25 protein-coding genes are annotated in these 26664 nt (G+C 42.4%); 10 read left to right on the forward strand and 15 right to left on the reverse strand.

Translation table 11 applies throughout. The features are described from left to right. Positions 1–423 precede the first annotated feature (423 nt). Together ACSAZL_RS00835 and ACSAZL_RS00840 are read left to right on the forward strand one after the other, a co-directional pair. Positions 424–894, forward strand: coding sequence for a hypothetical protein (locus ACSAZL_RS00835; protein ID WP_440946873.1), 471 nt, complete (start codon positions 424–426; stop codon positions 892–894). A 118-nt stretch (positions 895–1012) separates the two neighbouring features. Next, positions 1013–1273 carry a hypothetical protein gene (locus tag ACSAZL_RS00840; protein ID WP_440946874.1) on the forward strand — a complete coding sequence of 87 codons (261 nt, stop codon included), beginning with the start codon at positions 1013–1015 and terminating at the stop codon, positions 1271–1273. A gap of 268 nt (positions 1274–1541) precedes the next feature. On the opposite strand, the gene ACSAZL_RS00845 is transcribed toward ACSAZL_RS00840, so the two are convergent. Both ACSAZL_RS00845 and ACSAZL_RS00850 read right to left on the reverse strand, forming a co-directional pair. Continuing rightward, positions 1542–1742 (reverse strand): hypothetical protein, encoded by a 201-nt coding sequence (locus ACSAZL_RS00845; protein WP_440946875.1) that lies wholly within the window; start codon positions 1740–1742, stop codon positions 1542–1544. A gap of 1227 nt (positions 1743–2969) precedes the next feature. Beyond that, entirely contained in the window at positions 2970–3335 is a 366-nt protein-coding gene (locus ACSAZL_RS00850; RefSeq protein WP_440946876.1) for a hypothetical protein, read from the reverse strand. A 310-nt stretch (positions 3336–3645) separates the two neighbouring features. Between ACSAZL_RS00850 and ACSAZL_RS00855 the strand changes: the two genes are divergently transcribed. The 3 genes from ACSAZL_RS00855 to ACSAZL_RS00865 all read left to right on the forward strand — a co-directional run bounded on the left by ACSAZL_RS00855 (position 3646) and on the right by ACSAZL_RS00865 (position 6408). Next, entirely contained in the window at positions 3646–4545 is a 900-nt protein-coding gene (locus ACSAZL_RS00855; protein ID WP_440946877.1) for a DHH family phosphoesterase, read from the forward strand. Positions 4546–4948: 403 nt separating this feature from the next. Beyond that, positions 4949–5356, forward strand: coding sequence for a DUF1699 family protein (locus ACSAZL_RS00860; RefSeq protein ID WP_440946878.1), 408 nt, complete (start codon positions 4949–4951; stop codon positions 5354–5356). A gap of 458 nt (positions 5357–5814) precedes the next feature. Continuing rightward, entirely contained in the window at positions 5815–6408 is a 594-nt protein-coding gene (locus ACSAZL_RS00865) for a pentapeptide repeat-containing protein (RefSeq protein ID WP_440946879.1), read from the forward strand. A 28-nt stretch (positions 6409–6436) separates the two neighbouring features. Here ACSAZL_RS00865 and ACSAZL_RS00870 read toward each other — a convergent pair whose 3' ends face one another. After that, positions 6437–6640: a hypothetical protein gene (locus tag ACSAZL_RS00870; protein ID WP_440946880.1), complete on the reverse strand. Its 204-nt coding sequence runs from the start codon at positions 6638–6640 to the stop codon at positions 6437–6439. A 199-nt stretch (positions 6641–6839) separates the two neighbouring features. Between ACSAZL_RS00870 and ACSAZL_RS00875 the strand changes: the two genes are divergently transcribed. Together ACSAZL_RS00875 and ACSAZL_RS00880 are read left to right on the forward strand one after the other, a co-directional pair. Beyond that, positions 6840–8819 (forward strand): PAS domain S-box protein, encoded by a 1980-nt coding sequence (locus tag ACSAZL_RS00875; RefSeq protein ID WP_440946881.1) that lies wholly within the window; start codon positions 6840–6842, stop codon positions 8817–8819. 289 nt (positions 8820–9108) lie between these two features. After that, complete coding sequence (locus tag ACSAZL_RS00880) at positions 9109–9339, forward strand: ChaB family protein (RefSeq protein ID WP_440946882.1); 231 nt, start codon at positions 9109–9111, stop codon at positions 9337–9339. A 231-nt stretch (positions 9340–9570) separates the two neighbouring features. On the opposite strand, the gene ACSAZL_RS00885 is transcribed toward ACSAZL_RS00880, so the two are convergent. Together ACSAZL_RS00885 and ACSAZL_RS00890 are read right to left on the reverse strand one after the other, a co-directional pair. Further along, on the reverse strand, positions 9571–9843 hold the full coding sequence (locus tag ACSAZL_RS00885; RefSeq protein ID WP_440946883.1) for a hypothetical protein: 273 nt from the start codon (positions 9841–9843) through the stop codon (positions 9571–9573). Between the two features lie 582 nt (positions 9844–10425). Beyond that, the gene (locus ACSAZL_RS00890; RefSeq protein WP_440946884.1) at positions 10426–10833 is read right to left on the reverse strand and encodes a DUF1699 family protein; all 408 of its coding nucleotides are present in this window, start codon (positions 10831–10833) and stop codon (positions 10426–10428) included. Between the two features lie 1080 nt (positions 10834–11913). Between ACSAZL_RS00890 and ACSAZL_RS00895 the strand changes: the two genes are divergently transcribed. Then, positions 11914–12048, forward strand: a complete 135-nt coding sequence (locus tag ACSAZL_RS00895) for a hypothetical protein (RefSeq protein WP_440946885.1) — start codon at positions 11914–11916, stop codon at positions 12046–12048. A gap of 187 nt (positions 12049–12235) precedes the next feature. Here the strand turns inward: ACSAZL_RS00895 and ACSAZL_RS00900 are convergent, their stop codons facing one another. The 5 genes from ACSAZL_RS00900 to ACSAZL_RS00920 all read right to left on the reverse strand — a co-directional run bounded on the left by ACSAZL_RS00900 (position 12236) and on the right by ACSAZL_RS00920 (position 18463). After that, complete coding sequence (locus tag ACSAZL_RS00900) at positions 12236–12424, reverse strand: hypothetical protein (protein WP_440946886.1); 189 nt, start codon at positions 12422–12424, stop codon at positions 12236–12238. A 684-nt stretch (positions 12425–13108) separates the two neighbouring features. Continuing rightward, positions 13109–13963: a helix-turn-helix transcriptional regulator gene (locus ACSAZL_RS00905; protein WP_440946887.1), complete on the reverse strand. Its 855-nt coding sequence runs from the start codon at positions 13961–13963 to the stop codon at positions 13109–13111. A 957-nt stretch (positions 13964–14920) separates the two neighbouring features. Further along, on the reverse strand, positions 14921–16288 hold the full coding sequence (locus tag ACSAZL_RS00910; RefSeq protein WP_440946888.1) for an MFS transporter: 1368 nt from the start codon (positions 16286–16288) through the stop codon (positions 14921–14923). A 275-nt stretch (positions 16289–16563) separates the two neighbouring features. Next, positions 16564–17598 (reverse strand): uroporphyrinogen decarboxylase family protein, encoded by a 1035-nt coding sequence (locus tag ACSAZL_RS00915; RefSeq protein ID WP_440946889.1) that lies wholly within the window; start codon positions 17596–17598, stop codon positions 16564–16566. A 70-nt stretch (positions 17599–17668) separates the two neighbouring features. After that, complete coding sequence (locus ACSAZL_RS00920; protein WP_440946890.1) at positions 17669–18463, reverse strand: corrinoid protein; 795 nt, start codon at positions 18461–18463, stop codon at positions 17669–17671. 768 nt (positions 18464–19231) lie between these two features. On the opposite strand from ACSAZL_RS00920, the gene ACSAZL_RS00925 reads away from it, so the two are divergent. After that, positions 19232–19525, forward strand: a complete 294-nt coding sequence (locus tag ACSAZL_RS00925; RefSeq protein WP_440946891.1) for a hypothetical protein — start codon at positions 19232–19234, stop codon at positions 19523–19525. A 9-nt stretch (positions 19526–19534) separates the two neighbouring features. After that, positions 19535–21226 carry a chromosome segregation ATPase gene (locus ACSAZL_RS00930; RefSeq protein WP_440946892.1) on the forward strand — a complete coding sequence of 564 codons (1692 nt, stop codon included), beginning with the start codon at positions 19535–19537 and terminating at the stop codon, positions 21224–21226. A gap of 42 nt (positions 21227–21268) precedes the next feature. On the opposite strand, the gene ACSAZL_RS00935 is transcribed toward ACSAZL_RS00930, so the two are convergent. From ACSAZL_RS00935 to ACSAZL_RS00955, 5 genes are all read right to left on the reverse strand, one after another. Next, a complete protein-coding gene (locus tag ACSAZL_RS00935; RefSeq protein WP_440946893.1) occupies positions 21269–21724 on the reverse strand; it encodes a DUF1699 family protein in 456 nt (151 codons plus the stop codon). Between the two features lie 157 nt (positions 21725–21881). After that, positions 21882–24188, reverse strand: coding sequence for a carbamoyltransferase HypF (hypF, locus tag ACSAZL_RS00940; RefSeq protein ID WP_440946894.1), 2307 nt, complete (start codon positions 24186–24188; stop codon positions 21882–21884). A 268-nt stretch (positions 24189–24456) separates the two neighbouring features. Further along, a complete protein-coding gene (locus ACSAZL_RS00945) occupies positions 24457–24630 on the reverse strand; it encodes a hypothetical protein (protein ID WP_440946895.1) in 174 nt (57 codons plus the stop codon). 19 nt (positions 24631–24649) lie between these two features. Beyond that, positions 24650–25276, reverse strand: a complete 627-nt coding sequence (locus ACSAZL_RS00950; RefSeq protein ID WP_440948945.1) for a V-type ATP synthase subunit D — start codon at positions 25274–25276, stop codon at positions 24650–24652. Between the two features lie 5 nt (positions 25277–25281). After that, positions 25282–26664 carry an ATP synthase subunit B gene (locus ACSAZL_RS00955; RefSeq protein WP_440946896.1) on the reverse strand — a complete coding sequence of 461 codons (1383 nt, stop codon included), beginning with the start codon at positions 26662–26664 and terminating at the stop codon, positions 25282–25284.

Below are 26664 nucleotides of genomic sequence, written 5' to 3' on the forward strand. Positions count from 1 at the left end.
TGTAATTGTGCTGTTTTACCGAGTACTTCTACAGCTTTCTCGTATGAGATTTTAGTAAATTAACACCCAATTTACTTCTCAGTAATTCTTAAAAAGTCTTCGAAAAGATCTGGCAGGGCACTCTTGGAAGTTCTATAAATCCAGCCATTCGAGAAAAATACACAAGCTTGTAATAAATTTAATCTCCTTGTTATAGTCAAATATATTACTTTTAATCATATACTCATGTTATAATTAATATGGTCAAACTCATCTATTTATATCTTACTTCCACGTATTACAAATACTATTTTTTAAGTTTAGAACAAGTGGGAAGATCTTGAACAAGAGGAGTGGTAAACTACGAACTTTGAAAGTTTCAAAGCATGGGGTATAGCAAATCCAAATCGTTTGTATATAGCATCATGTTTTGGTGCAGTTATAATGGCGTTTATGATGGGTATATTACTTGTACTATTGATGCCCGTCGATACAAATTTCGATGATCCGGTGTTTGAACCAATAATTATAATGATAAGTATAATCGCAACAATGATGGTTATTTTACCAGTCTCAATTGCAGTCCTAAAGATAAAACGTAGAAGCATGTGGTGGCTGCTATTGTTTACTCACTTTTCACCCTTGTGGTTATCGGATAGCAAGCAGCAATGTAAAACAAACTATATTTACGCGATATTGGCATTCGATGCCATATGTATAACAAATGATTTGGCATCTACACTTGAATATGTACTGAAAAACCCACTGGATGCAATATTCTGGTATGGTATATTCATATATGGCATAGCAATGATATTGACCGTCTTTGCAAACAGCGGCTTCGGCAAAGATGATAGTCCCGCATTGGTAGATCTGAAGATTCATGATGCAAAAGCTCCGGAAGCTAAAGAATGAGCAGGGTATGTTTTCAGGTTTTAACAGGAACAATCAGTTTAATAAGTAAGAGGTTAAAGGGCGAGGTGAAACAAGCTCGTTCAGACTTGAGGAGGACAGATATGGCCAGTACCCGTCCTTGATCCTTGAGAACTACACGACCATGGAGCCGATCAACGAGAACATATGTAATTTTTTCAATCATATAGATAAGAATGACAAGAACTATCATACGATCCGGCCCACCGGCAAGTACCTGAGCGAGAAGAACCGCTTCCGGTGCGGTGCTGAAGGTCTTATATTTGAGGATGCAGACCCAATCACCGAGGAGTACAGGCTTGAAGCGGATCGACTTTGGAACCCGATGGTCCAGCCAGGGACCAGCCCAGGGAAAAGGTAGAAAAGAAAGATTAAGCAACGCGCCAAAAATTCCTTCCGAGGCTGAACTCTATCAGTACAATGCCTTACAATTAAGTAAGGCATTAACTGGTAAAAAATTACTCTTTTTTCTAAAAATCTCTTATTTCCTTCACTATTCTCTTTTCAAAAAAAGTAAAATGCTTTTTTAACAAAAGCTTCTTTTTCCCCGTCTTCAGGGTCCACAAATAAAGCCTCTTCCTACCGGGCAGTACATATCAAACTCAAACTGAATCCTTTCAATGAGCTCCTTACAGCAAGCCCCCTTTAATCCCGTGATTCTCCTTAAGAATCCTGGTCAGGACTCCTACCTCAATCCCATCATGAATGATCCTGTGCCGCCCCTGTAAAATATCCCTCACCGGATCCTTCTCTGTGAGAGTGTCAGTTTCCTCAACACTTTCAACCGTATACAGCAAACTCCCTCTCGCCTTCAAAATTCTGATACTCAAGAACGTGAAATCTCATGTTATGATGAACATCAGTATCACAAACTGGACAATATTGTTTTTTATGTTTTCAGCCCCACATATTTCGAAAAGTAAAACCATCCTGAATATGTAAGAAGTAGTCGGCCTGGTTGAAAGTAGTTAAGAGATATCCGGAATAAGATCAGCTTCACCAAAAACGAAGACCGTGGATATTTTAAGAAGGCAGATAGTATTCAGTTTTGAAACTGTTCTGTAGAATAGGACAGCTTACTTATCAATTTTTTTGAAGGGAATGAATACACATTTTGTACATATGTGTCCGATGTTAAATATAAAGGGAGAACTGGATTCAATGCAGTTTTCAGTCACAAACAGGAGAAACGAAGGGTCTGAAAATTAAATTTTATAATCAGTTCTCCCCATGTAAATATTAATTTTTTATGTATATATGCCTTTTTTTAATCGGGATGTCTCTCTAAAAATAGAAAAATTGGAGTACATTTTTATTCACGAAGTTTATATATTATAAAGGTGTTTGACCGGATATGTTATATTAATCATTAACAACCTCCTACACCTCCTCCTAAATTATAAATAGTATGGAAGTGTTACAATAAATATCAAGTGTAAATAACTTGACAACATGAGAGCATGAGGGTCGGATAAGGTACCTCCCATTTTCCAACAACCTTCAAGGTGTGAGGGGAAATCCTTTCCTCTCAATCCCGACCCTTCCCCATAACTTTGTAAACAAACCCTTTGAACCAGGAAAACAGACATTTTTCATCCGGAGCGATCCAGAAGAATCTCTCAAATTTTCCGTCTCTTATCCTCTTTCCCCTTTTTCTCACCCTTCACTTTTCCCGACACCTTCCTCCTTTTCTTCCTTTCCTTCCCTCTTCGAAACCCTGAATACAAGTTTTTAAAACTATTTTTTGAAAGGCGGTTTCAAGTCTAAACATATTTTTATGTATACTTTGACCAAGTAGAGAGAATATTCACAATCCCAGTTCCAAATTTAAGAAAGGCTCTAAATATCGTTAAAGATTCTGACCAATAAAAAAATTGGAGAAGTTCTGTATAGAGAAAAGAAAAGAGCTAGAAAATAAGAGAAAAATTATGAATAGAACTGAAAAATCAGTTCTGTTTTTTCGATATATAGGTTATCTCAGACTCCTGTCCTGATTTCTGCCAGGGGATTGATCAAAGGCAGAGAAGAAAACAAGGTTTGGAGACATGATTTTCCATTTAGTCTCTTTCTTTTTCCTCTTCAAGGTTCATAAACTCATCATAACATGTGATGCAGATGTATTTATCTTCAGGGCATGTTTCTTCAGAGTCCACCTTCGGACCCCCGGGTTTTATGGTTCCTACCTTTAATATATAGAAGTGCTCCCCGAATTCGACTGGCTGCCCACATCTCGAACATAAGAAGGGTGGATTCTCAATCGAATCAGCTGCACATTCAATGCATATCAGGTCGGACTTATCCCCGTGAACGTCCTTGAATTTTATTGGTTTCATATCCTGGCTGGTATCGACGACCAGCACATCTTCCAGCAATTCCCGCCCACAGATATTACAAAATTCCTTTTTTTTGTCGTTTCCCTTCATTATGTTACCTCTATTCCAGAGAATTTTCATAAAATCTGGTATCAAGTCTGAAAGAGGTTTTAGTGTTTCCCCGTTTTTCACTCCGTTTTATTCCCCTTTTCGGCTCTTGTTTTATTTATATGAACTTAGATATTTAAAAATATTGTTATTTTAATCTGTTGTCACTTGATTCAGTATTTTCCATATCCTGTCTCCTTTTCCCCTATTTCCTGAATCTTAGGATAAGCTTTTGAAACTTTTCTTCTCGAAGGCCTTTTTGGACGACTGGTATAATTCACAGGAGGTCATATAGAGTAAGGGAGGACAGTAAATGACAGATGATAAACGTACGATTTTTATTTATTACCATGACGATAATGACGGATGCTGTGCAGCCGCTGTCGCTGGGAATTACTATGACCTGAATGAATTTGCCATAAAGTTTATTGCTATAAATTACGGCAAAGAGTCGTGGAATGGGGAAGAAATAAAGGCAGCTGAAAAAGTATGGCTTCTTGATTTTACAAGTGATAAAATGGATGAATTCGTAAAGGTTTGCGGGTCCAAACTGATATGGATAGATCATCATAAGACCGCTATGGAGAAATTTCCGGACCTGTGGAATTCGGGTAATATTCCGGGGATCAGATCCATTGAAAAGGCAGCCTGTGTACTTACATGGGAATACACGCATCCCGATAATATTTCGCTACCTGCAGCTGTTGCCTATATTGGGGATAAAGATATGTGGAGGTTTGAATACGACGAGACCAGAGCTTTTGGTGCTGGCTTTAGTCTGATGGTGAAAACCCCTGATAATTCCGCATGGGACGTACTCCTTAGTTCCAGTTCCGAATGTGAGAATACTGTAAATAAAATGATATCTATCGGTGAATTACTCCTGGAATCTCAAAATTACAAACTTCAGAAAGCATTCGAACGTGGGGTAGATTGCATTTTCCACAGATGGAAAGCCAGACTCGTGAACACTACCGGGAATATCTCCGAGCTTGGGGAATTTATCTACAGGAAGCCTGAGTATGATATTGCTATTATGTGGCAGGCTGTGGAGGATATGGTAGTATTCAGCCTGAGGTCCGATTCGGGAAATCCTTCCTCCCCTGACTGTGCCGAAATTGCCCAGCAATATGGCGGCGGCGGACACAGGAACGCTGCTGGATTCCAGAAAAAGAATATGGATTTTCCACGTCTGCTTTTTTGTCAAAACTAAAAATGTGAAATAAGTTCATCATCTCAGAATTTAACTTCTTTATCTTTTCTATTTTCAGTATCTGATCCTACTACCAATTTTCCTTTACCCGGATGAACAGGAAATTTTTCATTAAAGTCGAAGCTAAATGAAATTAATGGTTAAAATTAGTAAATCAGTAACAAGAAAAAATTATATTATGAGGAAGAATAGGAATTGAAGTGAAGATAGAAAAAATAATTTATTAAAACCATTTTTATTTCTTTTTTGGCTTTTTTAGACCTATTTAGTAAATTTGATATAAACTCGATCTCCGAAATACTATCTAAATAACATTAGCTTAATGAGATAACTATTTATAATAAGTATATGTACTTTATATTAGAGTACAATCCAAAGAGAACTCAACAGTGGGGGAAAAAATATGAGAATAAGAGTGGTTAGTTCCAGAGAAGAAATCTTTACACTTAATCCGAATGAGCGTCTTGTCCACTTGGCTTTCAGACCTTCAAACAAGGATATTTTCGGACTTGTTGAAACGTGCCCGAAGATTGAGGTAATTCAACTGCCTAAATCTTATATGGCTACTGTCTCAAAGTCCATAGAAATGTTCCTTCAGATTCAGAAAGTCCAGATTCTTGAAGGAGATGTCTGGGGACACAGAAAGGACATAAACGAATATTACGCAGTCCCATCCTCAGTGATTGAAAGGATCAGGGAACTGAAAATCGAGGGTAGGACAACTGAGGAGATTGAGAAAAAGGTTGCAAGAGAAAGCAAGCTGAACCCTGGAATGGTCACTTATATCCTGACAAAAGAAATTCCTACCTGAATTTGAACGGATTTGAATATATTTGTGGGTGTTTTACTGGAGATTAGATTGGCAGAAACGACAAGGTAGAAACGGTAGGGTAGAAACGGGTTGCATCTTTCGTTATCTGATTTTCATTATCTAATCTCCGGCTTAAATCTTGAGACTTTTCATTCTTTTATGGCTTTTTTTGATCGACTACTTTCCAGAATACTTATTCAAACCATTTACTATAACATGACTTATGAACATATTTATTGTTGAGACAATACCAGCAGTTTATCATTACGGATGCATGATAGGTTCTGAAGCTCTTCTTTTCAAAGACAGTTTCGGATGAATGGTACGCATCTGAATGTGGTAGAGCCTGATACACTCAGACTATAAGCCAATACAATTCTAAAAACCAAATAAGAGCAGCAAAAACTTTCTACCCGCCATAGTAACGTTTATTTTAATTCAAAACCGATTAATCGTATATGGTGGATATTGCGGGGAGGAAAGACCTTCGAGAAGTCGATCTTAAAGGGGCTGACCTTCGAGGAGCTGACTTACAAGAGGCTAATCTTGAAAAATCTAACCTTATAGGAGCTAATCTCAGTGAAGCTAACCTCAAAGGCACTAACCTTAAAGGAGCTGACCTTTTTGAAGCCAACCTTAAAGAAACTCATCTTGAAGGGGCTCAACTTATATGGGCAGACCTCAGATGGGCTAACTTTGAAGCAGCTTACCTTGAAAAGGCTCATCTTGAAGGGACTAAACTTGAAGGGGCTAATTTTGAAAGAGCTGATCTTAAAGAGGCTGATCTTGAGGGAGCTAACCTCATAAAGGCTAATCTCAAAGGAGTCAACCTTGAAAAAGCTAACCTTAAGGGAGCGAATCTTGAAGGAGCGAATCTTGAAGGGGCTCACCTTGACGGAGCAAGCTTTGAAGCGGTTTTCCTTGGAGAAGCTTATGGTTTGTCGCCTGACAGGCTTTCTAAAGTGAAAACGCTTTATAACGCAAAATTAGACGAAAAGCTTCTCGTAAAGTTAAAACAGAAGTACCCTTACCTTTTTGAAAAACCTGATTAAAGTGCATTATCGGGTATTGCCAGAACATTTAGCCTGGTTCTGCAGAGGATCTGGCGAAAGGGTATCTCTGGAAAGGTGGTAAAAAATATTTTCTTGAGAATTGAATTCCACGGCACAGGTATATTTCAGGAAGTTTTTTCTGAACCCTGTATGGAATTTCCATTTTTAGTTTATTAAATTCTGAAATTATTCGGTCTACTATACAGTTACCAATTATGTCAGACCCGGTCAACGAAAACACTTTATATATATAATAAGTGATTCTAATAGTAATATAGAAACTGTAGGGATGTCTGAGGATATCCCTGATCCTTGACTTACGTTGCGTGTGCTGTAGCGTTTCAGGATGCCCTATTTACATGTTAAGATCCCTAAGATCCCAATGTGAGTTATCTGGAATTCCTGAATAAAATCAGGATCGGAGATCTATCATGCGAAAAAAACAACTTCAGCTCGGATCCGATGAAACCGGTTCACTCTCTTTCGGAGACGACGGTTCTTTTCTCGCCCCTTCTCATGAGCTTGAAGTGGTTGTCAAGAATGTCCGGGCAAAAGCTGCCTTTTCGGCAGATGAGGGCATGTACAGATCCTTTTTTAAGGAAAATAATGCAGTCATCCTTCTTGTCAATCCTGAAAACTTCGATATTGTTGATGCAAACACTGCAGCATGTAATTATTATGGCTGGACACTCGAAGAGATTACTGGCAAGCAAGTTTACCATATAAACGCTTTGTCAGCTGAAGAGATTAAAGCTGAAGTGCAAAGAGCTGCGGACGAAAGTAGGAATTACTTTTTCTTCAAGCACCGTCTTGCAAATGGTCAGATACGAGATGTCGAAGTTTACAGCGGTTCAATAGTACTCAACTCTCGAAATTTGCTCTATTTCATAGTGCACGACATTACCGAGCGCAAGCTGGCAGAAGATGAATTGCGAAGGAAAGAAATGCAGCTTCGAACTGCGCAGAAAATCGGACATGTCGGAAGCTGGGAGATTGACCTGCACTCCGGAAAAGTGGATGCTTCCGAAGAAGCGAGGCGGATATACGGACTTGAAGATGAACAACTTACCATTGGGAGGATACGAAATATACCCCTGCCTGAATACCATCCGGTGCTTGACAAAGCCATGAATGAGCTCGTGGGAAGAAACTTGCCTTATGATGTTCAGTTCAGGATAGTCAGACAAACTGACGGTGATATCCGTGTTATACATTCAGTGGCTGAATACTATGCTGAAAGAAATGTAGTTATAGGAATGATTCAGGACGTTACCGAATATAAAAAATCCGAAGAAGCACTGACAGAAGAGGCAATCTGGCGTCGCATCCTCATGGAGGAGTCCAGGGACGGGATAGTTATCATCGACCAGAATGGAAAAGTTTTCGAGGCGAACCCTCGATACGCTGAAATGCTTGGGTATTCCCATGAGGAAATACAGAACCTGTACATGTGGGACTGGGATATTCACTATACACGTGAGCAATTGCTGGAAATGCTTCGGCTTGCTGACAGTAAAGGGATCCTTCACGAAACCCGCCAGCGCCGCAAGGACGGCACTCTCATCGATGTGGAAATCAATGCAAATGCAGCCATATTTGGAGAGAGGAAACTGAGTTTCTGCGTTTGCAGGGATATTACCGGGCGTAAACAGGCTGAAGAGGAACTGCTAAATGCCAAACTGGCTGCCGAGGCTGCCAGCAAAAGTAAAGACGAATTCCTGGCCACCATGAGCCATGAGCTGAGGACTCCTCTGAACTCCATCATAGGTTTTTCGGACATACTGCTCGAAGAAATGTTTGGCAGCCTGAATAAAAAACAGACAGCCTATGTAAATAATATTTCAAAGGGCGGCAAACATCTGCTTAATCTCATTAATGATATTCTCGACCTCTCAAAGATTGAAGCCGGTAAGATGGATCTTGAATATGAACAGTTCTGTGTTTCTCTTGCTGTCGATGAAATTAAAACGGCAATAACTCCTCTTGCAATAAAGAAGAACATTTCCCTGGATGTCAAAGTCGAGCCACAGCTTGGGATGATCCGTGCCGATAAAATCCGATTCAAACAGATCCTTTACAACCTTACAAGTAATGCCATCAAGTTCACTCCGGAAAAAGGGAATGTGACAATTGAAGCCCGGCGTTTTGGTAGTTTTATTCAGTTCAGTGTAATAGACACAGGTATAGGGATTTCAAAGAATGATATGGATAAACTCTTCCAGCCATTTAAACAGCTGAATCCATACTTCAATCGCGAGTATGAAGGTACCGGACTGGGGCTCGCTCTTGTCAAGAAGTTCATTGAAATGCACGGGGGCAAAATCAGAGTTAAAAGCAAAGTTGGGGAAGGTAGTGTTTTCACATTCGTGATTCCATTTCATCCGAAAGCCCTCGCCACTGACCGGGATTAAAGGTAGATGGGATTAAAATCAAACGGGATTAAAGGTAGACAAGATATTTGCTCCTGTTTTTACTCATGTTACTTTTGACCGTTTTGAAAGAAAAAAGGTATTCGATTACCGAAGATGGTTTATCCATTCTGACTCCAGAATCTTTCTCATACTCTGAGTGATTTGTGTAAATTTTATCCGTTCCGCATAAAGCATTCTGGAGAATACAGGTACGCAGAATTGCAGCAATTAAAAGGTTACACATAATGTTTTTAAAATAACCTTCCTATATCTAAACCGGGGGAAAGAAATGCCATATCAAAACAATTCCGAACTACCGGAGACGGTTAAGGAAAACCTGCCTGAGCATGCTCAGGAGATTTACAGAAAAGCCTTCAATAGCGCCTGGGAGGAATATAAAGACCCCTCCGAAAGAAGAGGGGGTGCTTCAAGGGAAGAAACTGCTCATAAAGTTGCCTGGAATGCTGTCAAAAAGGAGTACGAGAAAGATTCTGGAGGGAACTGGGTGGAGAAAAGTTGAACTTTTGGTTCTTAGAGTCCTATCTTTTTTAGTTTCTTTTTCTTTCAGTTTTTTCTTTCAATTTCTTTCTTTCAGTTTTTTTCTTTCAATTTTTTCCTTCAGCTTCTTTTCCTTCAGCTTCTTTTAGTTCGTGGTTAAAACATTTTGATAAAAGTTTATAAGTAAAAGTAAAAGTAAAATTTGTATTTATATCGTTTTATTCATATCGTTTATATGTGTTGTGTTTCTAGTTTAATAACTCCTATCGTACTCGATTTTATCTACCTCGGAAACACTATTAATTGCAGGAACATTTTGTACCTCAAGCGCACCTGTAATTACCACATTCGGCCCTTCTTCTACATTATTAATTCTAAGCCCTTTTGCTTCCAGTTCGAGTGTTACTTTTTCAAGAACAGCTTCTTTTTCCAGAAGGACTTTGACGTTGATGGGCTCTTTGGATCCCATTTCAAGTTTATCTCTGACTATTGAGGTCAGTTCAGCAGAAAGTTTAGATGAAGTCAATTCTATTCCCCATGTCCATTTAACTGCTTTCCCATAAATATCTGGTTATCCTCATCCTGTCGTACTGATAGCAGGTTCATTTATAAGGGCGGGGAAGAAAGAGCTGAAAAATACAAGTTGCCCTTGTGTATTTGGGATGCAAGCATCTTCTCGAAAAAAGTATGAGAGCTCTTAAATATATCTACATTCCGAAAAACATCCCTGAAAATACTTCTTTTAAGCTTCTTTATTTTCTTTTTCTATGGGAAAAAGTTTACGGCATCAGCTTCGAAAAACTTGTACACTAATATAGCGGCAAATTTAGAAACAGAAGTGTCATAGGATTGCGTTTTGAAAGAAGTTTTAATGGAAAACAGGATTTAAAAACGCGTCCTAATATAAAGTTACAAAGCAGTGAAAAATAAAACAGTAATTAAAAATAAGAGGTAATAAAAATAAAATAGTAACTAAACTTGAAAAGTAATAAAACTGTAAGATCCTTCATTTAAAACGTAATACAAATAAAACAATAATTAAAATTACAAAGCAATAAAAATTGAAAGAAAATAAAATGGGGAGAGCCTGAAAATTTATTTCAGAGGCTCATGCAGTAACATCCTTTTTGAGGATGTATGCAACCATTTCAGGGTTAAGTTTGCTTTCCCTTGAGACTTTTTCTTCGATAGCCTCAGTGGACTTGCCTTCGATTTTCAGTTCCTTTATCTCCTCAATTATAGAGGAAGGAATGCGGTAGTATTCGTTTATGTCCTTTCTGTGTCCCCAGACATCTCCCTCTATGAGCTGAATGCGCTGCATTTCAAGGAACATTTCTATGGACTTTGAGACCGTGCGCCTGTATGATTTCGGAAGCTGTATTACCTCAATCTTCGGGCAGTTCTCGACCAGGGAAAAAATATCCTTGTTTGAAGGCCTGAATGCCAGGTGAACTATTCTTTCGTTGGGGTTCAATGTAAAGATTTCTTCTCTAGAACTCACAACCCTTATTTTCAAAGTTTGTCCTCCCGATCTATTGATTTTTTTTCATTTGATACTAAAAAATTCTTCATTAAATATTTTTCTATAACTACATGATTTATTTAGAAATAACTAGTATTTACATTCTTTCTTTTATTCTCACATCTTTTATGTTTCTATAATAAAAATCGACATACGTAGCATCTTTTTATTTCATATTTTAATGAATATTAAGTCTAACCTTCTGAAAAGCATGAGGAACAAAATCAACAAAAAATCAGAATATTATCAAAACAATATTTGTTTTGTCGCAGGTCAGGGCATTTTCAATATTTTGTTATGTATCTCGATAAAAGTTCCGATAAGTCCCGGGATTTTATGAAACTTTCTTTGGATTTCTCCCGCGCTGAAGTCCTCAGGAATACCCTTACCCTCCAAAATTGTACTTATTCACCTTTCATATTTTATTACAAAGGGAGCGCGGAGGGTCACGAATACCCCGCCCTTCAGGTCGGGGATGAAGTGAACCCTCGCCTCTTTTTGTTTTCGATTTAAATATCTTCATCGTTGCTTCTTTGTGAAATGATCGGAAATCGAACAGGGTCTCTATAGCAGAGTTTCAATAACTTGGATCAAGGAAACCTTGTTAAAGAACACTGTAAATCTTTCTGAGTAACCGGGCGTGCGGCCCGAAGCATACCCCATCCTTTAGGGTGGGGTGGCCGCACGCAATTTGATTGTAAATTTCTCTGGATCCTATGTGTTCAAATGTCCCGATTAAGTTCATTAAGTTTCTAAAATGTGTTAACTTCTGGCTGGAACTTCAGCGAACTTTTAGTCTCTTCAGCAACTTGTAGTCTCTGGATATTTTTCAGAACCCAATTTTTCTTTATTCAATTGGATACTCCTTTTCCATGTAAGTAGGAGGATCTAAGAGAGCGGAAAATCTCCTAAACGATCTCTTTTTTCCCGGGATCTGATCCTGGGTCCGAGGCTATCTGTTATAAATAAAATAATCTGTAATAAAGTTGCCTATTTTGTTCAATTATCCATATGTGTTGCAGCATCAGAACTGTATCCCTTGATAAAAATAGCATGGTGCCAGAATGAGGTGCGGTGTCAGAAGGAACTGCAGCGCCAGAAAAAGCTCTGGTTTCAGAAAAAGCCGTGAGGAGTCGGAAATATACAGTTTCAAAAGAGATGCAGGGCCTGAAGAATCAAGAAAAGACCAGGAGCCGGAGAGTGATCTGAAAAGAGTATCCTGCAGAGGCGAATTGAGAAAAATAGACCGCAGACCTGGAAGAAACCTGAGCTAAAATAGTCAATCAACGAGCCTTAATTTCAGGAAATACGCCTAAAATAGTGTGGTACTGCTTCGGGAAGAGGTCGAAACACTTTCCGAAGGAAACCGGAATATTTTTCAGTTTAATTAAAAATTTCAAGACAGCATGGGCACAACAAATTTTGCAACTCCATACAGAAGTAACAGAAGCAAAAGCTGAATGAAGATCACGTCAAGATAGTAGCTTTTGGACTTCAGTCCTTTTGGCCTGTCCCCCTCATTAACCAGATCTTGCTTTCTTTTTTTGTTATTATCGCCTATCTGAGATTTCATCCCTTCCGTCACTTGAGACCACCTTTAATCCATTTTACAATCATTTTTGGGTATAAACAGCCCTCTAGCCTGATATTCATTTCCTCTGCAATCAACTCGGAACTATTACTGGCACGATAAAAACATAGACTATATACAGGATCGCAATGAATAAAATGTGCATAAAAACCAGATCTACGACCCAGGCTTTTACCCTGAACTTTCCCAAATTATTTTTCCTCCGATTTAATTGTCCTGTAAGCGTCTAAGAACTTCCTCTCGCAAGCAAAGGCTGATAAGAATTAAAGGTATTTCAGCCAATCGGCGGCATTATCAATAGCACAGAGGCAGTAAAGGCCGTTAAAGCATGACTTGAGTGGAATTACGTTCAGGTAAATAAGCGTTTTTATTGATAAATTAAAATAATTTCCTCTGAACCGTGTTATTTTTATCTTAGGCGGGAGCTTATCCTGTTCTCTATCTATGAGGAATTTATTATAAATCATCTGTCAAAAAAATCCTGCATAGATGGATGTAGCTAGATTAGTTATTCTTTGTGAAGCAACTATATAACAGCTTCGATTATGTCAAAGAAACAATTATGTACATAACGAATATTCATTATAAAAAGTTGCTGGAAAAGCATCGAAATTTTAGAAGTTTGAAATAGAGATCGAGAGAAAGCTAGAGATAAAGACGAAAAAATTCCGAAACAATTCAGAATTTACTGGCTTTTGTGATATTATAGCCCGTGAACTCCATTTTTCCTGAATCGGGGTCTATATAGACCATATTTGAGATGCTGGAGTAATAAGTGAAGAGTTCTCTACCCCATTTGAGGGCGCTCTCCTCGTAACTTATAAGCGTGGTTCCGTCAAACCGCCCGTTCTTGTCGAAGAGCCAGAGTGCCATAAAGGTGTTCGTTACAACAAGCGTAAGAGGGCCGATATGTCCGCTGCGCATGGAAACACTCATGTTTTCACGGGAGAGGAAACACTTAAATTGGTCCGGGAAATCGTCAAAGAACTTGTCGAAAACCTGCTCCGTAAGTACGAAAGAGACCTTTGCGTCCTTCTGGAGAAGTTTTGAAAAGATGCTGACCGTCTGAGGCTGAAAGGTGGAGCTTGCCATCATAACATATTTTGAGGTAAGGACATTTTCGACAAAGGTCGGATGGAATTCAAAAAGGCAGTCTCTGTCTGCTTCCAGAAGCTCGCAATGTTTCAGGCTCCCTATCCTTTTTCTCATATGATACGGGATCTCACTGAGGTCGCGGGTTTCCCAGTACTCATGGTTTTCTACATAAATGTTGATAATATTCAGAAATTCCTCGATTTTTTCAACAATAAGGACTCCCATGTCCGATAACTTATACATGTCTTCAACGGGGTCGTAAGTCACGAGGTCCCATTTAAGAAGTTTCTTAATCTGGGGCATAAGGGCGCTTGAATTGACATCAAGAGCCTCTTTTATCTCATCGATGCTCTTTGGCCCTTCTTTCAGAAGAAGAACCAGTACATTTTTTCTTTTTTCAGATAAGAAGATTGTTTTTATCAGGCACGATGGGTCCAATCTCAATCACCAGGGACTTATAACCCTTCAGGGTAAAACGACAGCGTGACAGGATCAACGCCATTGAATATTAGCAGAAGAGAATAGGGAAACATTCATTGAAATTTATAAGCAACCTAATATAGGGGTATTTGATATTAAAAAGTTATTATTTTTAATGCATCAAAAAGTTATTAAATAGCCAACCCCGGGTTTCATATTCTCAGGATATTTCATTCTTCATATTGAGATCAGCCGTAAAAAAGTCTGCGCAAACACATCAAAATGGCAAATATGTGCCTGCGCAGAGAGAGTGCTGAAGGTTTGCTTCCTGCTTCGGGGATACGATGGCAGTCTTCAGGAGAAGCTAATTACACTGCCATCGGGGTGAAAAACTTTACAGGAGCCTTGTGGGCTCCTGCTAGGTGGTGTGTAAATGAAGCTCTTCGCTTTTGCGGGTTTTTACTGCGAACTCACCGGAAGCATTTAAGTTTCTGGAACCACTCTGTTTTTCTAAAATTCTTATGCACACTTCTGGAAAGAATTGCTCTCACAAAATGCACGAAGAACCATTTACCTTGATTTCTGAATGAATTCGGTGTTTTCCGGAAGACTGAGGTTTTTCAGGTGTTCTGAAAACTCTTTCTCTGTCTTCAGGCCGTTGCGTTCATTTTTTTATTCCGGAGGTTTTTTACACTTCTTAAGTCAAATCCAAACATGGGTAGACTTTTGAATCCATTGTTAAAGATCGAAGGAGTAAGGTTCGGAGAATAAAGCCAGTCATATTCCCCGAAGGCTGACCTGAAAACACGAAAAATTATTGTTTTCCGGCCAGCCCTTTCTACGATACTGTTCTTCTCCCAATGCTTTCCTTATCTTCCTTATTTCTGTCCTATACCTTCCCTTATTTCTGTCCTATACCTTCCTTATTTTCTGTTCTACCTTCCCTTATTCTCTGTTCTACACCTTCTTTTTTTCTTATCTTTGAGACCCGACCGGCATTTCCCCGGCTTCTGTAACTTTTACGGGAGCTCCGGTATTTTCTGCGCCTTTTTCTTTGGAAACCAGAAGGCAGAGGAAGGCAAAGACCATGCATGCGAACATCAGGAGCCAGACGGATTTGTACTGGGCTACGGAAGCAACAGTTCCGTCCGAGACTTCCATCATCTTTCCGGTCAGTGTCATGAAAATGGCTCCTCCGAGGAAGGGGAAGATATTATACGCACCAGTCGCGGTTCCCACGATCGATGCGGGGAACCATTCCTTTATCTGTGCGTAGGATACGATGAAGAAACCTCCGAAGAACCCGAAGAGGAAGTGTATGAAGGTGTATGCAGTGGTGCTGGTAATGTTTCCTGCCTGAGACCAGATGACTCCCCAGAGCACTATATATACGGCTGTGCCTGCAATAAGGACTTTTTTTCTGGACTTGAGCACTTTGTCCGAGAGGTAGCCTGCAATAGGGCAGCCGAAGATCATACCTATTGCTATGAAGGAGAGGATACCTGCATAGGTTCCCTGGTCCCAGCCGAGAACGTCTCTGAAAAAGGGACCTCCCCACAGGCCCTGATAGACCATAAGGCTTCCGTACATGAAGAAGAACCAGATGGACAGGGGCCAGAACTTCATCCCTGAGCTGAAAGTCTGCCTGAGGGCTTCCCCCATCGGAATCTTTTCAACGGCTTTCGGGGGAATGTATCTTTCACCTTTTTCGTAGGCTTCGATTTCCGGAATAGTCGGACAGCCCATATCTTCGGGCTTGTCCTTAACAAGCACAAAGATTGCTACTGCAAGCAGTACGGAGAAAAGGCCCAGCATCAGGAAGACTTTCTGCCAGTCTCCTAAGATTGCTGCCATTATAGCAAGGGGACCTGCAGCGCTCAGTGCTCCTACATTTCCGATTGCGAGCAGGAGTCCTGACATTGAAGCAAATTCATTCTTTTTGAACCAGATGGAAAGCATCTTCATCACAGGGATGTAGACCATTGCCACCCCTATCCCTATTAGCACCCTTCCTATGAGAACCATCGTGAAGTTGGATGCAACACCGGTAAGAACAGCTCCGAATGCGGCAAGTAGGGTGAAGGCTCCGGCAGTCTTTTTTACACCCCAGCTGTCACTTAAAAGCCCACTTGGAAGTTGCATTGCTGTGTAGGCATAGAAGTAGGCGGACCCTAGCAGTCCTATGGAAGCTGCCCCCACTCCGAATGAATTCATAATGTCAGCCGCAACTACTGCGGTAGACACGCGGTGGAAATACACAAAGAAATATGCGAAGGCAAGAATAACAAACACCACCCAGCGATATTTCATTACTTTACTCATTTTTTCCTGACTAATTTCCATAGCTATCGCTCCAAATGACAATAATTCAGAATACAGATAATACAGATGTAACCGGGGTACCGGAATCAGCACATCCTTTTAAGTATACGCCTGAAGTCCGATTCCTCCGTTTCTGCCCTCGGGAAGATCTTGAACGGAAATATACGGAAAATTTCGTTTTTTAGGTAGCTCTCTTCCCGGGACAGCTTTCTTCTTCAAACAGTTAATTCGTACTTTTTTCAATGTACTTTTCAAAGCTTTTCTTATCAAGGTCTTTCTTATCAAGGTCTTTCTGATCAAAGTTTGTCTGCAGACCAGTCCGCTGCAGCTTTTACCCAGGTTTTGAGCCTGTCCGGACTGCTCAGGGGTGGGGTTCCGCATCCGAGCATGCTGGCTTTAGCTCCGCCGTCGAGCCCTTTTCTTGTTTCTGCAATAATCTGCTCTTCCGTGCCTTCGACCATCAGGAGAGGGGTCACATTCCCTACAATAGGCACATCTCCTGCGATCTTTGTTGCTTCACTCATATTGACAGCCTGTTCCACACTCAGGCAGTCTGCACCTGTAGAAGCCATTCCTTCAATAATCGGCACGGTATCTCCGCAGATATGAAGTTCCCAGGGGCATCCCAGGTGGTGTACGAAGTCCCCGATCTCTTTTTCAGCAGGGACGGCTACCTGGTAGTAGAACTCAGGCATTACCAGGTTGGGCGATGCGGATGCATCCGAATAGTACAGGATGTCAGCTCCGGCTTCGACACAGGCTTCTGCATAGATCCTGTTTATCTCTAGGGCTGTCGAGAGCCAGTCCTGCATTTTTTGCATTTGTTTTTCTTTCTGGAGGCACTTGATGCTGAGCATGGACAGGTTTTCAGCACCCATGAAGTCTCCTGTAAGGGTTATGGGAGCTACGAGAAAAGCCGTAACTGCTGCATCGGGATACTTTTCCTTTGCGAGTTTGATAGCATCAAGTGTGGTTTTTACATATTTGTCTTCAAGAAAGCCGTCATATTTTACCTCTTCGGGCTTGTTGAAAAAGCTCCTTACCGAAGGCTGAATGTCAATTCTTCCCATCTTCACTTCCAGGCCAAGAGCCATGGATTCTATGAACATGCCAAAGGGCATTACAATATTGTCAAGCCCTGCATCGGTATGCATCAGGCTTACGGTATTGACCATCATCTCTGCATTGCAGTGATAGTCCGGCCAGGAACTCCCACTCTTCTCTATATACTCCTTGACCATAGCAGAGCCTGTGATCACCGGGACCCTATCAACCGGTTTTCTATTAAGCATTGCAAGGACCCTTTCTTTTGAGGTCATCTCAGATACCATGTTTTTTTCTCCTTTTTTACTCCGTTTATGTTTTTTAGTCAGGTCAGTCCGTAAAAGCACCTGTTAAAGTTCAGCCCCATCTTGCACTTTCAGACGGGAAGTCAAAAATTGCTTCTGTCAGCCAGTTTGCTGCACTGGCTGCATCATGGGGGGACGCATCTGCCCCTATCTGGGCTGCGTAGCCGCCTGTTATCGGGGCTCCCCCCACCATTACTAGTACTTTGTCCCTGATGCCCTCATCCGCAAGCATCTTAACGACTCTGGGCATTTCAGCCATTGTGGTGGTCATAAGGGTACTCATGGAAACGGCAGTTGCTCTGTACTCTTTTGCAGCCTCGATAAACTTTGAAGCAGGTACATCGTTTCCAAGGTCCACACAGTTGAAACCGTTTGCACTGAGCATGGTCTTTACAAGGTTCTTCCCTATATCGTGAACATCGCCTTCAACCGTGCCTATGATTACAGTTTCTTGTTTTGAGCCATTGCTCTCATCCTGTTTCATATATGGGGAGAGCAGGTCCATTCCGCCGTACATCGCAGATGAAGCGATCAGGAGCTGGGGCACAAAAGCTTCCCCCTTTTCGTATTTTTTCCCTATCAGGCTCATGCCTGCTGCGAGACCCTCTATAAGAGTCTTGAAAGGGTCCATTCCGATCTGGATTGCTACTTCTGTCCATCCCCGGGTCATTTCCTCCTCGCCGTCCATTACCAGGAGTGCGAGTTTTTTGAGGGTAATTGCTCCCACATCAGCCCCGGTGTCCAGAAGCTTTTGGGTCAGCTCTTTAATCGCATCCTCGTCTTCATCTTCTGCTGCCTCATCCAGTTCTTCGATTAATTCCTGGACTTCTTCCGGTAGATCATCCATTTTGATACCTCTGGTTCGATTTGCTCATAATAATCCACAACTACTCATCAATACTCCACATATTGATACACCATATTGCATCTGAAGAGGTACAGGGTAAAGGTCCGGATCTTTTCCTTCTTCTAACAGAAAGCAATTAAACATGGGTTTCAAAAATAGATATACTAACCGTTATCGGAAAAACTCATAACTTTAATGGAAAGATGTTCCTTATTAAAAATCATAGTGTATATTAAAAATTATATTCAATCACTATAATAAACACTCTTTTAAAAAACAGGGCCATCTGAAAAATAAACATGTTAATTCCTGAGTATCTCCCCGTAAAACCTTCAGGTTTTGATGGTTTTGTAGCCTTGTTTATAATATCAACGACGTTGATTTCCGGTATGGCGTTGATTTTCCGGGCTGATATCGAATTCCGGATTGGCTAAGAATCTTAATTTCAGATTTTTTTAGACCCATATCCCGCAAATGACCTCCTCAATAGTTACAACGTATATATAATTGTCGAGAAAAAAGAAGAATCCAGTCGCTTCCTACTGTTTTATGCCGTTTTCTCCACCTTTGAAAATCCGGTACTTACTTCTGTTTGATGAGCAGATGGTCAAGCTGGCGGAAGCGCTTGTATTTCTCTTAATTGGAAAACCGTTTCCGAAGTTAAGGAATCTATTAACTCCCGGTCAGAGCGAATTTCTTCAGCATATCTCTTCGTTGAGGGCTGTTGCAGGTTAATTTTTATCTGGCTGTCAGGCTGGCCCTGTCCCCATGCGGCGCAGGGAAAAAACTGTAGATTCTCTCCCGGATTCCGGAATAGATCAAGCAATTAATCAGAGACTACCCACTTCGAAAACCTTTTATTATACTCCTGAGCCTTCAGCAGTGCAGGTGGTTCCCAGGCTAAAATTCCTTTGCAAGGAGTTAACCGGGTTGCTGGGAAATAGATCTGATGTTCCCAAATCATTTGCTTTCCTTCCCTATCTGCTCCATAAATTTTTGGAATATAACATAACTTTTATTAAATGTTATCCTTATTATATTCCAGAAACTAAGACTGTTTGAGGCCCATGCATGGAAGACCCTGTTGTTGCAAGAATAAAAAATCAGTTCGATAAAAAAGGAAATCCGGCAAAGATTCCCCTCATGAGCGGGAAGCAGTTTTTCGAAGCCCGAGCTGAAGAAGACGGAATTCACGTTGATAATCTGAAAAATCAGCCCCTTCTCCCCTGGAAAATATTTTCCGAAGCCGTTAATTTCCTGCAGGAGAGCGGAGGGCGGGCAAAGAAAGGAAATGCAACAAACTCCAGGCTGGGAGACCCCAACCTTGATCTTAATACTTTGGAAGGTTATATTGCCAGTAAAGTCTACGGCTGCAAGACCGGAGACAGCGTATTTAAGAGGATAACGCCGATAGCGTCAATTCTTGCTTGGGCTGAAATCTGTGAAAACGCAAGAGGGCAGATATGCCTGCTCTTGGTAAAAAGTGAACCTGCATTTGAGTCCGAAAAAGCAATTCCCCTTGAGCCCGAAGCGGAAGAAAGTGAAGATAAAGCCGAAGCGGATTCTTTAAATTCCCAGCTCGCAAACAGGGATGCAGAGTTAAAAAGCCTGGAAATAAAACTTGCAGAAAGCCTGCAGAGAATAAAAGAGTTTGAGGGTCGGTTTGCAGGCCAGGAAAGGGAAATCAGCGGCCTTCGGGAAGAGCTTGAAACAGGGGCCGGAAAAATAGCTGCCCTTCAAAAGTCCCTCTCGGACTCGGAAGTAAATATTAAAGACCTTGAAGAAAAGCTCGCCGAAAAAGCAGTCGAACTCAATGAGCTTGAAAAACTTACCTCCGAAAAGGAAGGTAAACTTGGGGAACTTGAGAAGGAAATTGTTGAAAAGAACGAAAAAATTGGAATTTTCGAGAGTACCCTTACTACAAAAGACGGAGCTATAAAAGGTCTGGAGAATCAGCTTTTTAAGAGAGACGAAGCTGTGGGGGATCTGGAGAATCAGCTTGTTCAGAGAGATAAGGCTGTAAAGGATCTGGAGACCCAACTTGTTCAAAGAAATGAAACAATAAAAAGGCTCGAAGCCCTGATTACTCAAAACGACAGCATTATTGGGGGGCTTAAAACCAGCCTGAAAGAGAAAGAAGAGGCTATAAGCGTTTTTAAGGCAGAGATTCGGGAAAAAGACTCAAAGCTTCAGGGATTCCTTGAGAAGATTGCCGATAAGGATGAAGAAATTGGAAAACTTAAGTCCGAGCTTGACGGATACGAAAAAGAGAGGAATAGCCTTGGTAAGGCTCTCAAGGCAAAAATTGAGGAAATAAGGGTACTTAATGAAAAGTTCCTGGCAAAAGAAAGGGCTATGGAAAAACTTGAAGAAAGCATCTCGATAAAGGATAGAGACCTTAAGACCCTTGCCGAAGAGGTTATTGCAAAGAGTGGGGAAGTAAAGAGATTCGAAGAGAAGCTCACCGCAAAAGAGAGAAAGATAAACACAGTAGAAGCCAGGCTTGCCGCAAGTGAAGAAAAAGCCAGAAAGCTTGAAAAACAACTCTCTGGATATGCAGGAGAAGAAAAACTGGTGGAGCAGCTCCGGGAAAAAGACGAGCTGATAAAACAGATCAAGGGCACACTTGTGAGCAAGGAAGAAGAAGTTTCCAGGCTAAATGAAGAAAGTAGGAAGTACAGGAAGCAGCAAAAACTTGCAGCTGAAGGCTTAAGACAGATCGAAGAACAGAAAGCCTCAAAGAAATGGTGGAAACGCCTGTAAGCCCCCGGCTTACTTTATATCGCATTCGTTTAAAAAATCGGTTTAAATCTCGTTTATTCTGGGCCTTTCGGGGCATGTAGTAAGAAAAGAACTGTGAAGCAGGTGAAGGACCATATCAGGGCTGATTTTCCTGAGATTTGTTATCTCCCCGATTATTTCTTCTTCGGTTCTGCCCTGAACCTCCAGCTCTTTTATTTTTTCAAGCACATAAGAAGGTATTACAAAATAATTATTCAGGTCATGCCAGTGCCCGCTGACATCGCCCTTTACCAGGTGGATTCCTGAAGATGCGAGATACATCTTAATAAACTTAGATAGTCCCTCATAGGAAGAGGCGGGAAGCTGAAGTATCTCAATTCCAGGGCAAGTCTTGACCAGGCTGAAGAGGTCCCTATCCGAGGGCCTGAAAGCAAGATGTACTGCCTTTTCTTCATGTTCCAGGCTAAGGATTTCATCCCTGCTGGTTACCACTCTAATACGTATACTACCTAACCCCATTTATGCTCCCATCCTATGTAAGCATGGATCATTTATTTAATTTTGTATTTCAGTTTTTCGGATCAAATTTCAGTATGTCGGATGAGCAAGCGGGAGGCAGAACCCTCAGAAGCGGTGACAGTAAATCTCTTATCTGTGGAATTAACCGCTTCCGACATCATTTAATTCCTTCTGAATCCTTTCCGAGACCGGCTGCTATGGCCTGCCCGAAGGAAATGCAACCGTCTCCGCAGGGAACACGGCGGTGCGTGAGAAATTCGAAGCCTGCTTCCTTTACAGTCCTTGCAATGCAGGAGGTAATGTGGTCATTGTAGGCGACCCCTCCACTCAGCCCGATCTTCTCAAAATCCTTTTTCGCAGCAAGGGAGGTGGCAATTTCCGCTATTCCTTTTGCCAGGTTCTCTTCCACGGCAAATGCAAGATCTTCAGGGGAATATTTTCCACCGGAATGTTCATAAACTCCCAGAAGGAGCTCGGTCGTATCAAGTACCGGAACTCCGGCTTCTCCTTCTTTTCTGAATACCAGAGGGAGGTCCGGCCCATGAAGGCTTTTTTTTGCTGCGGACTCAAGCTTCATTGCAGGCTCACCTTCGTAAGTCCTTACCTGGCATATTCCCAGAAGCGCTGCCGCCGCATCCAGCACTCTCCCCGCGCTGCTGCTCATGGTAACATTTATTTTTCTCTGGAGCTGCTGGAGAACTGCAGAAAACTCCTGTTTGTCCCTGGGGTAGTAAAGAGGCAGTTTTTCCAGTTCTGCTTCTCCAAGCTTCCCGAAAAGCATCCCAAGAACCATGCGGGCAGGAATTTTTACTGCAAGGTCTCCTCCCGGCATTGGTTGGGGCAGCAGGTATCCCAGGCGCTCGTAGCCGGAATACGAAGCACCCAGCAATTCTCCCCCCCAGACTGTGCCGTCCTCTCCATACCCGACTCCGTCAAGGGCAATTCCCAGAATCCGGGATTCTTCCGGCAGAGAATTATCCGCCATCAGAGCAAGGGTATGGGCATAGTGGTGCTGGACCCTGAGGGTTTTTTCTCCGCCCCTGCTAACTGCAAAATGGGTCGTATTAAAGGCCGGGTGCAGGTCGCAGCCCCAGTTGCGCGGCTCTATACCCGTAAGTTTGACCAGATGCTGGAAAACCTCAGCGTGATACCTCAGGGTTTCCATATGGCCGGTATTTCCTATATACTGGGAAATGTAAGCCAGTTTTCCTTTTGCCAGGGTTACTGTTGAGTTCATTTCAGCCCCTACCCCTGCCACCGCTCCGACTTTGAAAGGCAGTTCTACAGGTTCGGGTACAAGCCCTCTGGAACGGCGGATAAACTCCTTTTGTCCGTTAACAACCCGGATAACCGTATCATCGTTCCTGTTTGCAATAACCCTGTTATGCAGCAGATGAAAGTCTGCAATTCCCTTGAGTTTTTCGAGAGCCTCTTCATTTTCAACGACCATAGGTCTTCCCGGCAGGTTTGCCGAGGTCATAACATATACCGAATCCGGCACGAGGTCGAAAAGCAGGTTTTGGGTACCTGTGTAGGGAAGCATAACCCCTATGTTGTGCAGGTTAGGAGAAACCGATCCTGCCAGCTCGGAGGTTTTTGATTTGGGAAGTACGGTTATGGGGCGGCGGGTAGAGGTGAGGCATTTCAGATCCTTATCTCCCGGTTCTGCAAAGGACTCTACAACTGCCGTGTCTTTTGCCATGACCGCAAAAGGCTGCTCCGGGCGCCCAAGCCTTCTTCGCAGCTCCTGTACGGGCTCTTCCTTTCGGGCATTGCAGGCTATATGAAACCCTCCGAAGCCCTTGACCGAAAGAATCAACCCCTGCTGGAGGAGGTCAGAAGCTTTTACAATTGCTTCATAGTCCTTTGCCAGTACATTTCCCTGAGAATCCGAAAGCCAGAGCTCGGGTCCGCATTCCGGGCAGCAGACCGGCTGGGCATGGTGCCTCCGGTTGAAAGGGTCGGTATATTCCACTTCGCATTCCCCGCAGAGGGGAAAATCTGCCATTGAAGTATTTTCCCGGTCATAGGGAAGGGTGCGGACAGTCGTGTAGCGGGGGCCGCAGTTCGTACAGACAGTAAAAGGATAATGGTAGTATCTGGAAGAGGGGTCAAAGATTTCCATCAGGCATTCCTCACAGATAGCCGTATCCGGGGGAATTATGGAGTCCTCAAACGTTCCGAGTTCACTCTGAATGATAATGAACTCCGGCAAGTCGGAAAAAGAGACAGTATCTATTTTGATTTCCTTTATTCTTGCAAGCGGAGGTTTTTTTTCAGGCAGGTCGGTAATGAAACTTTCAAGGTTTGCCCTTTTGCCCTCGATAAGGATCTCCACGTGGTTTCCAAGATTTTTCACGTACCCTGAAAGCCTGTGGGATTTTGCAAGCCGATAGATGAAAGGGCGAAAGCCTACACCCTGCACCGTGCCGGTCACATGAAGAAGTCTGGCTTCGTTTTGCATAAGGAAATTAGGATTGATATTTGTCGTTAAAATAGCTTTCTAACATGACCAGACTGACTTTCTTACACCTCAGCGTAACAAAGCTCAGACTGAAAAGATACCTGAATAAACAACTTCAAATAAAGCTGGACTGAAGAAAGATGTGCAGTAGATAGCTTCTTATAAAACCAGTGGAGAAAGATGCCAAATAACCGGGAAAACAATCTATCGTTAATCAGAAAAAAAACAATACTTGTGCCTTACTCAGAAAAAGTAATCATCCTGAAGTTCAGGTCACGGTAAAATTCGGAAAGATCGTTTTTAAGATAATAATGAACCCAAAGACCATCATTAAAAGGGAGATCCGCCAGGCTGCCTGCAACAGGCGGGCCTGGTTTTCGGGTTCACCTAACTTACGTACTGCTCTTTCAACCAGATTCGGTCGATCCTCACACGCTGCCATTCAAATCAAGCTTAATCTTTCATTTCATTCTTGCCTTGACTCTCTTTAGCCTGAAGGTGTTTTCCCTTTCCATTTCTTCAAGCATGAAACGGATGTACTTCATGGTCGCAATGAGTTCGGGAATGACCTTGAATTCAAGAGCGTTAACACGCCTTTTGGTCTTCTCGATTTCATCAAGGAGCCTTTTCATTGTTGTTTCCAGCTCTGCAGCAGCAATGATCTTTTCTACAAGGTCCTCGTAAGCATCGGCAGTCTCGTCAATGTATGCGTTTGTCCCGATAATACCGTAACCTCTCTCGTAGAGGGGTTTGCGGACTCCAGTAGAACTGATCTTTGGCACTACTACACCCATGATATTGTGCCCTGAGAGTTGAATCTCAGGGTACTCCTTCGCTGTAAAGGCAGTTGATTTGACTGCAACCATTCCGTTCACAGCTGAGGCTAAATTGATTTTTTCCGTGCTTCTTTCGTAGGCAGCATCCAGCTCGGTTCTGACGTTTCTTGCTTCGTTAAGGATCTTGAAGAACTCAAGGATCAGACCATCTCTTTTCATCTTCAGGAGCTTGTGCCCACTTTCAGATAGCTTGATCTTTTTCTTGAGGTTAATTAACTCCGAACGAGTTGGTTTTACGTCCTGCTGAGCCATGGCGATCACTTAGCCTTTCTGTGCGCCGGGTGATATTTCTGGATATATTTGTTGTCAATCCTACCCAACTGGTTTTCAGGAAGGTGAGTGAGAATCTGCCATCCGATCTCCAGAGTATCCTCGATTGTTCTGTTCTCGTTTCTGCCCTGACGGACAAACTTGTCCTCAAAGAGGTCGGCAAACTCGAGGAACTTGGTATCTCTTTCGGACAGAGCTTCCTTACCGACGATTGCCACGAGACCTCTCAGGTCACGCCCTTCTGCATAACCTGCATACATCTGGTCAGAAACCGCCTTGTGGTCTTCCCTGGTCTTGCCGGGTCCGATACCGGAGTTCATCAGCCTTGACAGGGACGGCAGCACATTAATTGGCGGGTAAATACCCTTCCTGTGCAGTTCTCTGGCAACCACGATCTGGCCTTCGGTAATATAGCCGGACAGGTCAGGAATCGGGTGGGTTATGTCGTCACCGGGCATTGAGAGGATAGGAATCTGAGTAACGGATCCCTTGGCACCCTTGACAATACCTGCACGCTCGTAGAGGGTTGCAAGGTCAGTGTACATGTAACCGGGGTAACCACGGCGACCTGGCACTTCGTTACGGGCGGCACCCATCTGACGGAGAGCTTCTGCATAGTTGGTAATGTCAGTCAGAATAACAAGAACGTGCATGCCGTGCTCATATGCCAGGTACTCGGCTGCTGTAAGAGCCATACGCGGGGTGACTATACGTTCGACAGCAGGGTCATCTGCAAGGTTCAGGAACACAACTGCCCTTTCGAGAGCACCAGTCTTTTCAAAGTCACTCATGAAATACTGGGCTTCTTCATTGGTGATACCCATTGCTGCGAAAACTACTGCGAAAGCAGATTCGGACCCGGGCACAGAAGCCTGCCTTGCGATCTGCAGGGCAATTTCGTTGTGCGGGAGACCTGACGCTGAGAAGATAGGCAGTTTCTGCCCACGAACAAGGGTGTTTGTCCCGTCGATAGTGGAGATGCCTGTCTGGATAAAGTCTTTTGGAGGCAGTCTGGCGTACGGGTTCATTGCTGCCCCGTTTATGTCCAGTAGCTGGTCGGGCACAATCCTTGGCCCGCCATCCCTTGGGTCTCCCGAACCGGATAGGATCCTGCCGAGAAGGTCGATGGATGCGGGAAGCTTCAGGGTTTCCCCTGTGAAAATCACACCGCAGTCCTTGTCAAGCCCACCGGTACCTTCGAAAACCTGGACAACCACAATGTCAGCGGAAGAGTCCAGCACCTGACCTCTGCGGACTGTCCCATCAGTCATTTTAATGTTAACGATTTCATTATAACCTACAGGCTCTGTTTTCTCGACAAAGATAAGAGGCCCTGCAATCTGAGTGATTGTCTTATACTCTTTTACCAT

This window comes from Methanosarcina mangrovi, assembly GCF_052057765.1.
Lineage (GTDB): Archaea > Halobacteriota > Methanosarcinia > Methanosarcinales > Methanosarcinaceae > Methanosarcina.